General features: G+C 73.8%; 9 protein-coding genes. 5 read left to right on the top strand and 4 right to left on the bottom strand.

What is annotated here, in order from left to right:
• Positions 1-135: 135 nt before the first annotated feature.
• The 3 genes from ACZ49B_RS31950 to ACZ49B_RS31940 form a co-directional block, all read right to left on the bottom strand.
• Positions 136-1,542, bottom strand: coding sequence for an APC family permease (locus ACZ49B_RS31950; protein WP_468312675.1), 1,407 nt, complete (start codon positions 1,540-1,542; stop codon positions 136-138).
• 330 nt (positions 1,543-1,872) lie between these two features.
• Positions 1,873-4,053, bottom strand: coding sequence for a GAF domain-containing SpoIIE family protein phosphatase (locus ACZ49B_RS31945; protein ID WP_468312672.1), 2,181 nt, complete (start codon positions 4,051-4,053; stop codon positions 1,873-1,875).
• Between the two features lie 31 nt (positions 4,054-4,084).
• Entirely contained in the window at positions 4,085-5,566 is a 1,482-nt protein-coding gene (locus ACZ49B_RS31940) for an MFS transporter (RefSeq protein ID WP_468312669.1), read from the bottom strand.
• 125 nt (positions 5,567-5,691) lie between these two features.
• Between ACZ49B_RS31940 and ACZ49B_RS31935 the strand changes: the two genes are divergently transcribed.
• A complete protein-coding gene (locus ACZ49B_RS31935) occupies positions 5,692-6,624 on the top strand; it encodes a LysR family transcriptional regulator (RefSeq protein ID WP_468312666.1) in 933 nt (310 codons plus the stop codon).
• Between the two features lie 106 nt (positions 6,625-6,730).
• Positions 6,731-7,720 carry a class I SAM-dependent methyltransferase gene (locus ACZ49B_RS31930; protein WP_468312663.1) on the top strand — a complete coding sequence of 330 codons (990 nt, stop codon included), beginning with the start codon at positions 6,731-6,733 and terminating at the stop codon, positions 7,718-7,720.
• A gap of 39 nt (positions 7,721-7,759) precedes the next feature.
• On the opposite strand, the gene ACZ49B_RS31925 is transcribed toward ACZ49B_RS31930, so the two are convergent.
• On the bottom strand, positions 7,760-8,668 hold the full coding sequence (locus tag ACZ49B_RS31925; protein WP_468312660.1) for an alpha/beta hydrolase fold domain-containing protein: 909 nt from the start codon (positions 8,666-8,668) through the stop codon (positions 7,760-7,762).
• 215 nt (positions 8,669-8,883) lie between these two features.
• Between ACZ49B_RS31925 and tdh the strand changes: the two genes are divergently transcribed.
• From tdh to ACZ49B_RS31910, 3 genes are all read left to right on the top strand, one after another.
• The gene (tdh, locus tag ACZ49B_RS31920) at positions 8,884-9,912 is read left to right on the top strand and encodes an L-threonine 3-dehydrogenase (protein WP_468312657.1); all 1,029 of its coding nucleotides are present in this window, start codon (positions 8,884-8,886) and stop codon (positions 9,910-9,912) included.
• Positions 9,913-10,226: 314 nt separating this feature from the next.
• Complete coding sequence (locus ACZ49B_RS31915; RefSeq protein WP_468312654.1) at positions 10,227-11,429, top strand: glycine C-acetyltransferase; 1,203 nt, start codon at positions 10,227-10,229, stop codon at positions 11,427-11,429.
• Positions 11,430-11,742: 313 nt separating this feature from the next.
• The gene (locus tag ACZ49B_RS31910; protein ID WP_468312651.1) at positions 11,743-12,657 is read left to right on the top strand and encodes a LysR family transcriptional regulator; all 915 of its coding nucleotides are present in this window, start codon (positions 11,743-11,745) and stop codon (positions 12,655-12,657) included.
• Positions 12,658-12,807 lie beyond the last annotated feature (150 nt).

The following is a 12,807-nucleotide window of genomic DNA, read 5'->3' as shown; positions in this document are numbered from 1 at the left end:
CTACTCCCCACATTTGAGCCCTGTTCCTGTCGGGACAACCCCACCTCCCCCCGTGCCTCGCTGCCTGTGAACCCGCCCCCCCCCCCCCCGCGCCCCCCCCCCCCCCCCCCCCCCCCGATCCCGCCGAGGAGCAGGTCAGACCGCGGCGGACTCGCCGTCCTCCGGGATGCTGACCAGCCAGCGGCTGTCCTGCCGCGGCCGCAGGTAAAGCGCCCAGTACAGCGTGGCCACGGCGGTGATCCCGCCGGTCCACAGCAGGTACTGGGTCTCCTGCTGGGTCAGGATGTACGCGAGTACGGCGATCAGCACGATCGGCACCGCCGGCCACAGCGGCATCCGCCAGGCGGCCACCTCGCGGTGCGCCCCGCGCCGGGCGAACAGCGCGGCCACCGCGACCAGCAGGTACATGCCGGTCACCGAGACGCCGGTGACCCCGTACAGGGTGTCGAGGTTGACGAAGCACAGTGCCGCACCCGGGACGCCGACGAGGAGCGTGGCCACCCACGGGGAGCCGAAGCGGCCGAGCTTGGACAGCGCGTGGTTGACCGGCGCGGGCCAGGCCTTGTCGCGGGCGGAAGCGAACAGCACGCGGGAGTTCTGGATCACCATGACGATGCCCGCGTTGACGATGGCGAGGGCGACGCAGAGGCTGACGAACGTGCCGACGGCCGAGTTGGACCAGGCGGTCACCATGCCGCCGAGGTCGCCCTCGGCCAGCGCGGAGAGGTCGGGGGCGCCCACGGTGATGGCGATGACCGGGACCAGGATGACGGCCGTGGAGATGGCGAGGGTGGCGAGCACCGTACGGGCGACGTTGCGCCGCGGGTTCTCGAGCTCCTCGGAGAGGTAGACGGCGGTCGAGAAGCCCTGGGTGATGAACAGGGCGATGGCGAGCCCGGAGACCACCATCATCGCGGTCACCGTGGAGGTGCCGCCGCCCTCGGCCGCGACCGTTCCGTGCACCAGCGCACCGGTGCCCCGCTCGCTGTGCGCGAAGCCCAGTACGGCGACCAGCGCGGCGGCCACGACCTCCAGCACCAGGAAGATGCCGGTGATCCAGGCGTTGGCCCGCAGGTCGAGAAGGCCGGCGAGGGTGGCGAGCAGCATCACGCCGCCGCCCGCGACCGGGGCCGGTATGTGCACGATCGGCGCGAGGTAGTCGGCCGTACCCATGGCGATCACGGGCGGCACGATCATCACGACCAGCAGCGAGAGCACGAACACCAGCCACCCGGCCAGCCGGCCCGCAAGGGTCGACACCATCGCGTACTCGCCGCCCGCGCTGGGGATCAGGGTGCCGAGCTCCGAGTAGCAGAACGCGACGCCGATGCAGAGCAGCGAGCCGATGGCGATCGTGAGGGCGGTCCACGTGCCGAGGCTGGCGAACAGGTCGGGCACGACGACGAACAGGGTCGAAGCGGGCGTCACGCACGAGAGCGTCAGCAGCGTGCCGCCGACGACGCCGATGGAACGCTTGAGCTTCTGGGGGACGGGCCCGGTGGCGGGCGCGAGGGTCTGAGGGGCGCTGATCGTTTCAGACATCGGTGCGGGGTTCCGATCGGCAGGTGCGGTGAGCTGAGGTGCGGGAGCGGTATCGCCTCCGAGGCGGTGGTGAGCAAAGTGGTTCAGCGGCTCCCGGGCCGACATCGAATCCCTGCGAGATCCGCAGGTCAATAGCAGTTCTCCTGCGGATTCCATCGTTGAGCCGCACAGCGGCAGCCCTACGGCAGCGTTAAGACCGCGTAAACGCTGTGCAGGGCCCGGGTGCGGGAACCGCAGCGGAGCGCGGGCAAATTTTCTTCCGCTTTGCCGACATGTGCCCGCGGCGTCACCAGCTGCCCAAGGAGTGGGCACCTCGGTGAGGATTTCCGGTCACGCGCTCGCGGCAGGCCCCCCGTCCGTACGCAAGGCCAGCAGCAGGGCGATGTCGTCCGGCCGGTCCGCGGAGTCCCCCGCCTCGCCCACCAGCCGGTCCGCCGTCTCCGTCAGCGGCGACGGCCGGGCCGCGGCCAGCGCCGCCCGCAGCCGCTCCACGCCCAGGTCGATGTCCTCACCGGCCTCCTCCACCAGCCCGTCCGTGTACAGGGCGAGCACCGCGCCCCGCGCCAGTCGCAGCTCCGTCACCGGGTACGTGGCGTCCACGTCGATGCCGAGCACCACCCCGCCCGGCAGGTCCAGCACTTCCGCCCGCCCGTCCGCGTGGCGCAGCAGCGGCTGCGGATGCCCGGCGCGCACGGCCCGCGCACGGCCCGACGCCGGATCGAGCAGCACGTAGCAGCAGCTGGCGAACTGGCCGGGGTCCAGGCCGATCAGCAGCCGGTTGGTGCCCCACATCACCTGCTCCGGGGGACTGCCGGCGAGCGTGAAGGCCCGTACGGCGCTGCGCAGTTGGCCCATCGTCGCGGCCGCCGCCACCCCGTGGCCCTGGACGTCCCCGATGACCAGGGCCAGCACGCCCTCGCCCGTCTCGATCACGTCGTACCAGTCGCCGCCCACGTCCATGCCCTGCGTGCCCGGCAGGTACCGGCCCACCGTCTCCACGTTCTCGCGCACCGGCAGCCGGTGCGGCAGCAGCGCCGCCTGCAGTCCGCGCGCCAGCGCCGCCTCGGAGTCGTAGCGCTGCGCCCGCTCCAGGGCCTGCGCGATCAGCCCGGCCAGCGCCGTCAGCACCGTACGCTCCTCCGGGCTGAACCCGCGCGGAGCGTCGAAACCGAGGATGCAAGAGCCCACCGGCCGGCCCGAGGCGATCAGCGGCAGGAACGCGCGGGCCCCTATGTGGGCGTCCAGCGGGATCCCCGGATACGCCGAGGCCAGGTGCTCCATCGACTCGAAGAACATCGGCCGGCCCGTGGTCAGCGTCTCCACGCCCGGCAGCCGGACATCGAGGGCCACCCCGTCGAACCGGTCGAGGAAGCCCTGCGGGAAGCCGGTCTCCCACGCCAGGTGCAGATGCCGCTCGTTGAGCAGGTAGATCGCGAGCTGGCGGCCGCCGAAGGCGGGCAGCAGCTCCTGGGTGACCACCGCCGACACCTGGCGGGCCGTGACCGCCTCCGTCAGCGCGATCGCGAGGGCCACCGGCCGGTACAGCGCCGAGGCCCGGTCGGCCGGCGAACCCAGCCCCGCGCCCGGCCGGACCACCGACCCGGGCGCGTAGACGGGCGCATCGGCCGCGCCGATCGTCACGGTCACCCCGTCCGGACCCGGGTACAGGTCCACGGTCACCCAGTCCCCGTCCGGCTGCCGGCCGCGCCGGGCCGGGAAGCGCACCGGCTCCCCGGACATGAACACCCCGCGGAAGTGGTCCTCGTACGCGGGCTGCCCCAGCCAGGGCACCGCCTGCCACACCACCCGCCCGCGCAGCTCCGGTGCACCCTGGCCCAGCAGGCGTGCAGCGGCGTGGTTGACGTAGCGGATCCTGCCCTCGCGGTCCACGGAGAGCACCGACAGCGTGAGCCGCTCCACCGCCTCGCGTGCGCCCTGCGCCGTGTCCGGGGGCGGTACGCACACCGGATCGCCCTTCCAGAGCACCGGATCCCCGGTCGCGGTGAGCGCGGCGAGCCCGTCGGCCAGCCCGTCCGCGGCGGAGCGCAGCCGCTCCCGGTCGGCGGCGTCGACCGAGGAGCCGGGGGTCGCGGGGCGCAGGACGAACAGCACCCCGAACCGCTCGGCCCCGGCCATGACGGGCTCGTACAGCGAGCCGAAGGGGAACGGCAGTCCGGCCATCATCTGCGGGAAGCGCTGCATGGCCGTGTCCGCGTCGGGCAAGTGGACCGACTGGCCGGAGCGGTACGCCTCGGCGACGGGGTACGGGCGGTTCACGTGCATCCGCCACCACGGGCGGAACAGCTTTCCGGGCAGGCCGGTGAGCACGGCGAGCAGCAGCGGTCCCCCGGCGCCGGAGCGCAGGTAGACACCGCCCGCAAACCCGCCGACGGCCTGCACCGCATCGACGGAGGCCCGTGCGAGCACGCGGGCCGTGGCGTCGGTGGCGGGGCCGCTGTCCGCTCTCGCCGTCACACAGTCAGCATGCGCCCCCGACGCCGGACGTTGCATCCCGGCGCCCGCGGTCGCCGCCCCGGCATCCTCACCCCGCGCTCCGGCGGGCGTCCCCGCCGACCCGGTAGCCGGCCACCACCGCGAGCGCCGCCAGCAGCAGCACGCCGGCCACCGTGCGCAGGGCGACCCCCATCGCGTCCGTGAAGGCGCCGATCTGCGCCGGATCCTGCGGATCGCCGTGGAAGCGGGAGGCCAGCACCGTGCCGACCACCGCCACCCCCAGCGCCGCGCCGATCTCCCGGGCCGCGGTGTTCAGCCCGGAGCCCAGCCCGGCCTGGTGCGCGGGCAGCTCCGCGACCACCGTCAGGGTCAGCGACGGCGCGCACAGGCCCGTCCCGACCGACAGCACCAGCAGGTGGCAGGCGTACAGGGCGTACGGGGTGTCCGCGTCGACCGTGGAGACCATCAGCAGCCCGGCCCCGATCAGGCCCAGCCCGACACCGACCGGCAACCGCGGCCCGGTCCGCTCCGCGAGCCGGGCGCCCAGCTTCGGCACCAGCGCCATGCCGATGGTCAGCGGCACGATCGCCAGCCCCGTCCGGGCGGGCGAGAAGCCCTTCGCGTACTGGAGGTACTGGGCGTTGACGAAGAAGAGGGAGAAGAGCCCGAAGAACGCGGCGCCGATGCCGAGCGCCCCGGCGCGCAGCTTGCGCGAGGCGAAGATCCGCGGGTCCAGGAGCGGGCGCGCGGCGCGCAGCGCGTGGCCGGTGAAGGCGGCGAGCAGCCCGGCGCCGGCGGCGAAGGCGATCAGCACCGCCGCCGAGGTCCAGCCGTACGAAGGCCCCTCGATGATCCCGTAGACGACCGCGAGGAGCGCCCCGGCCAGCAGCAGCGCGCCGAACGGGTCGACGGAGGCATCGGAGCGGGCCGGAGTGCGCGGGATGTTACGGGCGACGGCGAGCGCGAGCAGCGCGCCCAGCGGCACGACCGCCCAGAACAGCGCCCGCCAGGTCAGGTACTCCCCGGCCAGGCCGCCCCCGACGTTGCCCGCCAGGCCCCCGAGGCCGGCGGACAGCGTCCAGGTGGCCAGCGCCTGGCCGCGGCGCTCGGGCGGGCTCAGGTGGATCAGGACGGACATGGTGGCGGGCATGATCAGGGCCGCCCCGGCCCCGCACAGCCCGCGCCCGGCGATGAGCACCGCCGGGGTCGCGGCCAGCGCACTGACCGCCCCGCCCGCGGCGAACAGAGCGAGCCCGGCCAGCAGCGCGCCCTTGCGGCCGTACCGGTCACCGAGCGCGCCGGCCGGGATCAGCAGCGCGGCGAAGACGATGACGTAGGCGTCGACCGCCCACACCAGCTGGCCGGGGGTCGGGTGCAGGACGGACGCGGCGAGCTGCGGGATCAGCAGGTTGACGGCGGCGACCATGGCCTGCGCGACCAGCACGCAGGCGCACAGGACGAGCAGGGCGGGCCGGGTGAGCGCGGTGGGCGCGGTGGGCGCGGTGGGCGCCGGGGCGGACGGTTCGGCGACGGGATCTGTGACGTCCCGTTCGCGGGCATGGCGGAGCACGGCTCCTCCTCAGAGTCGGTGGCGGTGAAGTGGTGTGGGGGAGGGGGCGCGGTCGGCGTCATCCTCCGTTCCCCACCGTAGAGTTGGCGTGACCTGCTTTCCAGTGCAAGTTCTGCAAGGGATGAATGCGTGTGACGCAATCCGGGCTGGACCTCAATCTCCTCGTCGCCCTCGACGTCCTCCTGGAGGAGTCGAGCGTGTCCCGCGCGGCCGCCCGCCTGCACCTGTCCGAGCCCGCCATGAGCCGCACCCTCGGCCGGATCCGCAAGGCCCTCGGCGACCCCGTACTGGTCCGCGCCGGTCGGACCATGGTCCCGACACCGCACGCCCTCGCCGTCCACGGCGAGGTCCGGGCGGTCGTGGAACGGGCCCGGGCCCTCTTCCTGACGGGCGGACAGGTCGACCTCCCGACCCTCACCCGCACCTTCACCGTGCTGGCTCACGACGCCTTCGCCGCCACCTTCGGGGCCACGCTCTTCTCCCGGGTGGCGGAGGAGGCGCCCGGCGTCCGGCTGCGCTTCCTGTCCGAGAGCCACGTGGACGTCCCCGCGCTGCGCGAGGGCATCGCCGACCTCGAACTCGGCGTCGTGGACAGCCGATCCCCCGAGGTCCGTGTCGAGCACCTCTTCGACGAGCACATGCTGGGCGTCGCCCGGGCCGGCCACCCGCTGCTGCGGGGCAGGATCACCCCGCGCCGGTTCGCCGCCGCCGAGCACCTCATCGTCTCCCGGCGGGGCCGGCTGGAGGGACCGGTGGACGCGGCCCTCGCCGAACAGGGCCTGTCCCGGCGGGTGGTGGGCAGCGTCGGCTCCTACCCCGCCTCCCTGTTCATCCTGCGCGAGAGCGACCTCGTCGGCCTGATCGCCTCACAGGCCGTCCCGCTCGCCGCCGAGCTGGGGCTGCAAGCCTTCGAGATCCCGCTCGACCTGCCGACCCTGCCGTTCGGCATCGCCTGGCACCCGCGCCACGACGCCGACCCGGCCCACGCCTGGCTGCGCGACTGCGCCCGGGAACTGCTCCCGGCCGTCGCCGGACACCCCGTACGCCGTACGCACTGACCCGAACGCCTCCCCCGTCCGGGGGACGGGCCGCCGCACAGGCCCTCGCCGGCCGCACTCCGGGGCACGATACGCACGCGTCCCACCCCGCCACGGAAGGCAGAGCATGCGGTTCCAGTACGACACCATCGGCGAGCGCTTCGTGGAGTCGAAGACCACGGCGGCCTTCTCGGCGGCCGACACCCACACCCTGCTCGGGGCGCTCGACGCGCTCGGCGGAGTGCGCGGGCTCGACACCCTCGACCTGGCCTGCGGATACGGCTACAACACGCGGCTGCTGGCCCGCGGCGGGGCCCGCCGGGCCGTCGGCGTGGACATCTCGGAGGAGATGATCCGGCTGGCCCGCGCGCACGGGGTGATCGGCGCGGGCGGTGTGGGCGCCTTGGAGGGTGCGGTGGGCGGGGTCCTCCCGGTGCGCGGGGCGGGTACCGGCGCGCCGGCAGCAAAGGGAGCAGCCGCCGACACCGAGGCGGGATGGGGCGGGGGCGCGGCCGGCGAAGCGGCCTTGATGGAAGCCGCGCCCGTCGCAGCCGCACCCGTCGCAGCCCCTTCCATGGAAACGGCGTCCATGGAAGGGGCGTCCATGGAAGCGGCGTCCATTGAAGCGGCGTCCATTGAAGCGGCGTCCATCGAATACGTGGTCGCCGACGCCGCCAAGCTGCCGCAGATGGGCCCGTTCGACCTGGCCACCGCCGTGTACCTGTTCAACTACGCCACCGACCGGTCCGCCCTGCACGCCATGTTCCGGTCCATCCGGGCCAACCTGCGCGACGGCGGCCGCCTGCTCGCCATCGTGCCCAACGCCGGCGCGTACCCGAACGTCGACTGGTCGCCGTACGGGGTCCGGATCGTCGACCGCGTCCACGAAGGCGACGCGCCGCTGCTGAAGGCGCAGTTCCTGACCCAGCCCCCGGCCGACTTCGAGTTCCGCGAATGGGCGCACGCCGACTTCGCCGAGGCCGCCGTCGAGGCGGGCTTCTCCACGGTCGGCTGGCAGCCCAACCGGACCCCGCCCGCCGACGGCGCCCGCGACGAGGCGTACTGGACCGCCTACCGCGCCTGGCCCATCAGCTCACTGATGACCTGCACGGCGTGACGGGCCACCGTTCGGCGTGCCCGTCGGCCCGGCCGGCCGTCACTCCTCGGCGGCCGACCTGATCAGCTCCACGATCCGGTCCCGGGCCGCCCGCCCCTCCGGCACCGGCAGCAGCGGGTACCCGTGCGGCAGCCCCGGCTCCTCGTGGAACTCCACCTCGACCCCGTCCGCACGGGCCCGGCGCAGCAGCTCCCGGCTGTCGGTGGTCAGCACGTCCCGGGTGCCGGTGAACACCGTCATCGGCGCCAGCCCCGCGAACGCGCCGTGCAGGGGGCTCACCTGGGGATCGTCGGTGGCCAGGGTGCCCGCGTACAGTCGGCCGGCCTCCAGCAGCCCCGGCCGCGCCTGCACCGGGTCGGCGGCCTCGATGGCCGCCTGGTCCGGGTGGCTCATGGTCAGGTCCAGCCAGGGCGAGATCAGCACGATCCGCGACGGCTGCGCCCCCGTACGGTCGCGCAGCCGCTGGGCGGCGGCCAGTGCCATCCCGGCTCCCGCGGCGTCCCCGATCAGCACGGTGCCGCCCGCTCCGCCGCTCGCGATCAACCCGCTGAGCAGGTCCGCGGCCACCGGGACCGTCCGGTCCGCGGTCCCGCGGGGGGCAAGTATGTACGCCGGTACGACGACGCGGGCCTGCGCCTCCGTGACCAGCGTCCGGATCATCGACCAGTGCGGCCGGACCAGCTCGTTGATGTACCCGCCGCCGTGCACGTACAGCACCTGGGCCGCGGGCTCGACCCCGAGCGGCGAGGCGTCGTACACCGGCCAGGCACCGACGAAGGTGCGGGAGACGTCGGCGACCCGGCCCAGCGAGCGCGGCGGCAGGTGCGACGCCGGCCGGCGGGCCGACTCGGCCACCCGCGCGCGCACCGCCTCGGCACTCGCGAACCGTCTTCGCCGCCCCGCCGCGATCAGCGCGACCGACAGCGCTCTGCTGCGCAGACTCGGCACGCCCCTCACCTCCCCATTCCCTGCCCCGGCCGCGGGCCCCTGCCCAGGCCACAGCCCTTCACGTGAGGAGCATAGGCGTGAAGCTGGGCTGTCGACCCGCTTAAGAAATCCTCGATGGACTGATCACCTCCGCGCTCGGCAGATTGGTCCTTGTCGATACGTCGCACCCGACCCCGTGGTTGCAACGTCCCCTCCGCATGCCTGGAGCCACCCCCATGAAGGCACTCGTCAAGCACAAGGCCGAGCCCGGGCTGTGGCTCATGGACGTACCCGAGCCCGAGTACGGCCCCGGCGACGTGCTGATCAAGGTGCTGCGCACCGGCATCTGCGGTACGGACCTGCACATCCGCTCCTGGGACGGCTGGGCGCAGGGCGCGGTCAAGACCCCGCTCGTGCTCGGCCACGAGTTCGTGGGCGAAGTTGCCGCCGTCGGTGCTGACGTCCAGGACATCGAGACCGGCGCGCTCGTCAGCGGCGAGGGCCACCTGGTGTGCGGCAAGTGCCGCAACTGCCTGGCCGGGCGCCGTCACCTGTGCCGCAGCACGGTCGGCCTCGGCGTCGGGCGCGACGGCGCCTTCGCCGAGTACGTCGTCCTGCCCGCGCAGAACGTGTGGGTGCACCGGACGGCCGTGGACCTCGACGTGGCGGCGATCTTCGACCCGTTCGGCAACGCCGTGCACACGGCGCTGTCGTTCCCGCTGGTCGGCGAGGACGTGCTGATCACCGGTGCGGGCCCGATCGGCATCATGGCGGCGGCCGTGGCCAAGCACGCGGGCGCGCGCAACGTCGTCATCACCGACGTCAGCGCCGAGCGCCTCGAGATCGCCCGCAAGGCCGGCGCCACGCTCGCGCTCGACGTCTCGAAGGCGACGATCGCCGATGCGCAGGCGCGGCTGGGGCTGCGCGAGGGCTTCGACATCGGCCTGGAGATGTCCGGCCGCGCCGAGGCGATGCGCGACATGATCGACAACATGACGCACGGCGGCCGGATCGCCATGCTGGGCCTGCCCGCGCAGGAGTTCCCGGTGGACTGGGCGAAGGTCGTCACCTCGATGATCACGATCAAGGGCATCTACGGCCGCGAGATGTTCGAGACCTGGTACGCGATGACGGTGCTGCTGGAGGGTGGCCTGGACCTCAGCCCCGTCATCACCGGCCGCTACTCGCACCGCGACTTCGAGGCCGCGTTCGACGAGGCGGCCACCGCCCGCAGCGGCAAGATCATCCTGGACTGGACGGCGTAACGGCCCTCCGGGCCCTGGAGCGGAGGGCGCAGTCGCCCTTCGGGCCTCCGGGGTTCTGGGGTTCAGGGCTTCCGGGCTTCCGGGAGTCTGGAGTTCTCGGCTTCCGGGCGTTCGGGCCTCGGGTCCTTGGGGCCTCGGGGTTCCGGGCCTTGGGGCCTCGGGTCCTTCGGGCTTCCGGGTTCCGGGCCTCCGGGGTTCCCCGCTTCCTCGCCTCCGTCCCACCGAACCATTTCCCTCCGGCCGGGCCCCGCCCACCCTCCCCCCTCCGCGGGGCCCGGCCCCCTTCGTCCGCCGCTCAAGGAGAAGCCGAAGCCATGTTCGAGTCCGTACGCGAAGACCTCCGCACCACCCTCGACGAGATCCGCGCCGCGGGCCTGCACAAGCCCGAGCGCGTCATCGGCACCCCGCAGAACGCCGCGGTCGCGGTGACCGCGGGCGGCGCCCCCGGCGAGGTCCTCAACTTCTGCGCCAACAACTACCTGGGCCTGGCCGACCACCCCGAGGTCGTCGCCGCCGCCAAGGACGCGCTGGACCGCTGGGGCTACGGCATGGCCTCGGTCCGCTTCATCTGCGGTACGCAGGAAGTGCACAAGGAGCTCGAGGCGCGGCTGTCCTCGTTCCTCGGCCAGGAGGACACGATCCTCTACTCCTCCTGCTTCGACGCCAACGGCGGTGTCTTCGAGACCCTGCTCGGCGCCGAGGACGCGGTGATCTCCGACGCCCTCAACCACGCCTCGATCATCGACGGCATCCGCCTGTCCAAGGCCCGCCGCTTCCGGTACGCGAACCGCGACATGACCGAGCTCGAGGCCCGCCTGAAGGAGGCCACCGAGGGCGGCGCCCGCCGCAAGCTGATCGTCACCGACGGCGTCTTCTCCATGGACGGCTACGTCGCCCCGCTCGCCGAGATCTGCGACCTGGCCGAGCGCTACGACGCCATGGTCATGGTCGACGACTCGCACGCCGTCGGCTTCGTCGGCCCCGGCGGCCGCGGCACGCCGGAGCTGCACGGGGTCATGGACCGCGTCGACATCATCACCGGCACCCTCGGCAAGGCCCTCGGCGGCGCGTCCGGCGGCTACGTCGCGGCCCGTACCGAGATCGTCGAGCTGCTGCGCCAGCGCTCGCGCCCGTACCTGTTCTCCAACTCCCTCGCCCCGGTCATCGCCGCCGCCTCCCTGAAGGTCCTGGACCTGCTGGAGTCGGCGGGCGACCTGCGCGAGCGCCTCGCGGCCAACACCTCGCTCTTCCGTACGAAGATGACCGAGGCCGGCTTCGAGATCCTCCCCGGCGACCACGCCATCGCCCCGGTGATGATCGGCGACGCGGCGGAGGCCGCCAAGATGGCGGAGCTCCTGCTGGAGCGCGGCGTGTACGTGATCGGCTTCTCCTACCCGGTGGTCCCGATGGGCGCGGCCCGCATCCGCGTCCAGCTGTCTGCGGCCCACTCCACGGCGGACGTGGAACGCGCGATCGCGGCGTTCATCGACGCCCGCTCGGCGCTGGCGGGGGCCTGAGCAGCTGGGGCTGAGCAGCTGGGCCCGGTCGGCCTGATAACCCGGTCGGCCCGGTCGGCCCGGCGGCGGGCGGCCCGGGGTGCAGCCCGACCGGCTGCCGGGCCTGACGAGCCGACCGGCCTGGGCACCTGACCGCCCGGTATGGCTACGGGCGACATGGCCGGCTGGCCGACAGCCGAGCGTGGGTGCGGGGGTGCCTGGCTGCCTACTGCCTGGGTGGCCCGAGCGGCCCGAGCGGCCCGAGCGGCCCGAGCGGCGCGATCGGCAGCCTGGGCGGGCTCGGGCCGCCTGCGTCGCCTGCGAGAATGGTGGGGTGATCGACCCCCGCCGGCTGCGCATTCTGCGGGCCGTGGCGGACCACCGTACGGTGACCGCCGCGGCCGCAGCCCTGTACCTCACCCCCTCCGCCGTCTCCCAGCAGCTCGCGGCGCTGGAGCAGGAGACCGGGCACGTGCTGCTGACCCGCAGCGGCCGGGGGGTACGGCTGACGGCGGCCGGCGACATCCTGCTGGGGCACGCCCACGAGGTCCTCGCCCAGCTGGAGCGCGCCGAAGCCGAGCTCGCGGCGTACGCGGGAGGCGCGGCGGGCGAGGTCACGGTGGCCGCCTTCGCCACCGGCATCGCCGAGGTCCTCGCCCCCGCGATCGCCCGCCTGGCCCGCGAGCACCCGGGCATCCGCCTGCGCGTCCGGGATGCGGAAGGCGACCAGAGCCTGCCGCTGCTGCTCGACGGCGAAGCCGACCTCGCGCTGGCGGTCGAGTACCGCGGCGCCCCCGGCGCCGACGACGGCCGTCTCTCGGTCCTCCCGCTGTACGCGGAGCCCTTCGACGCGGTGCTCCCCTCGGGGCACGTCCTGGCCGACTTTCCCGAGGTGTCGTTGGCGGACCTGTCCGACGCGGACTGGGTGGGTCAGTACCCCGGGAACCCGTGCCACGACGTGACGCTGCTGGCCTGCGAACTGGCCGGCTTCCAGCCGCGGTTCGTGCACTCCTCGGACGACTTCCGCGCAGTGACGGCGCTGGTGGGAGCCGGGGCGGGGGTGGCCCTCGTCCCGCGCTCGGCGCTGCGGGGCATGGACCTCAAGGAGGTCCAGGTCCGGCCGGTGGCGGGCTCGGCGCCCACCCGAAGGGTCTTCGCGGCAACCCGCCGCGGTGCGGAATCCCACCCGCTGATCGCCCCGATCCTGGGAGCTCTGGCGGAGGAGGCGGGCCGACTGCCTGCGCATTGAGGGGGGCGGGGTCCGAGCTGATCGGCATTGGCAGTGGGTTCGGGGGCTTCCCGGCAGTCCACTGTCCTTCCGGGGCGGGTCGGGCCGTCAAGGGCGCTCCTTCGTCGCGTCGCTTCGCGATGGCCTGCGGCCACCCTTGACGGCCCGACC

Source organism: Streptomyces sp. NPDC031132, assembly GCF_055570595.1.
Note: the sequence above shows the minus strand (reverse complement) of the source record. Positions and strands in the feature narration are given on the sequence as shown.

What these genes read in the sequence shown, in the direction of transcription:
- tdh (WP_468312657.1), top strand. Translation starts at nt 8,884, where the DNA reads ATGAAGGCACTCGTCAAGCACAAGGCCGAGCCCGGGCTGTGGCTCATG.
- ACZ49B_RS31930 (WP_468312663.1), top strand. Translation starts at nt 6,731, where the DNA reads ATGCGGTTCCAGTACGACACCATCGGCGAGCGCTTCGTGGAGTCGAAG.
- ACZ49B_RS31915 (WP_468312654.1), top strand. Translation starts at nt 10,227, where the DNA reads ATGTTCGAGTCCGTACGCGAAGACCTCCGCACCACCCTCGACGAGATC.
- ACZ49B_RS31950 (WP_468312675.1), bottom strand. Translation starts at nt 1,542, where the DNA reads ATGTCTGAAACGATCAGCGCCCCTCAGACCCTCGCGCCCGCCACCGGG.
- ACZ49B_RS31935 (WP_468312666.1), top strand. Translation starts at nt 5,692, where the DNA reads ATGCGTGTGACGCAATCCGGGCTGGACCTCAATCTCCTCGTCGCCCTC.
- ACZ49B_RS31945 (WP_468312672.1), bottom strand. Translation starts at nt 4,053, where the DNA reads ATGCAACGTCCGGCGTCGGGGGCGCATGCTGACTGTGTGACGGCGAGA.